Annotated in this window: 1 pseudogene; it reads right to left on the bottom strand. The window is 57.8% G+C overall.

Annotation, left to right across the window (positions count from 1 at the left end):
- Window positions 1-318: 318 nt before the first annotated feature.
- Window positions 319-692, bottom strand: a pseudogene (locus H7A85_RS20645) (transposase); the annotation flags it as partial.
- Window positions 693-1,122: the final 430 nt, after the last annotated feature.

Genomic DNA, 1,122 nt, shown 5'->3' with positions numbered 1-1,122 from the left:
GAGCTGCGGACTTCCGTTGCTCTGGACATATCTGTCGCCCTCCTTGGGCGCTTGCTCTCACCCGGATCGTTGGGTCGCATCGGCCGGCAACCCGAGTGCTGACGATCCCATGATCAGTGGCAAACATCGGGATTTGCTGGCCGAGTTCCCATCGCCACAGAAATACGCAACGCGCGTGTTTGCTCAGTTTGGAGAGTTATGGCCGAAAGCCGCTTTGGTAAGTCCGAACTTCGCTGGAGACCGCTACCGGTGGTCGATAAGGTTGGGGGCCTTCATTTAGCGACGCGCAGGTCGTGATGACAGCTCCGACACGCCGAACTTGCGCACGGTGTGATCGATGCAACGCCGCCGCCGGTTCGGAGAGGCGCGGGACTCTTCGAACGGCATCATCAGTTTCCCGATGCGTTGGGCAAAGCCTCACCCTTCAAGATCAGCTTCTCCAGCGTCAGATCCGATATGGTTTTGCGCAGCCCCTCGTTCTCATTCTCGAGGTCATTCAGCCGTTTGACCTAGTCGGACTTCAGACCGCCGAACTCCTTGCTCCATCGATAGTAGGCGAACGGCGTGACGCCGATCGAGCGGATCGCCTCCGCCACCGGGCGGCCCTGCGAGAGCAACACGTCCACCTGCCTCAGCTTGGCGACGATCTCTCCAGGCTTGTGCTTCTTCTGTACCGTTCTCGGGTCCTCCAGCGGCTCAAAAGCCTACTTCAGGGAGGACCACTTTCCTGGGGACAGACCAGCGGAACATCCAGATCATCTGCGACGAGTTGCCAAAGTTGAACGGGAAGCCGTGCGAACTCCTCCCGCCTAGCAATACTAAAACCAAGCTGCTCGCGTTAATTCGGCGGTGAGAACCTCGGCGCGAGCTGACTGTAGTTCCGTACGATTCCATACGCATCGACCTGCACCACTGTGCGAAAATGTCGCATCCTGTAGGTTGTGTTTGAAATTCTCCTAAAGGACGATCGGACCATGCAAGATGCAGATGGCAAGGATCGTGATAAGGGGGCGGCGGTTATGTCGACTGCCGCACGCTTCCGATACGCTCACGCGATTTGTAACTTGGCGGAGCGGATACAGCATATCGATCCGAAGGCAGCTCAGCATCTCGATCGTGCTG

This window comes from Aureimonas sp. ME7 (genome assembly GCF_903970965.1).
Lineage (GTDB): Bacteria > Pseudomonadota > Alphaproteobacteria > Rhizobiales > Rhizobiaceae > Aureimonas.
Note: the sequence above shows the minus strand (reverse complement) of the source record. Positions and strands in the feature narration are given on the sequence as shown.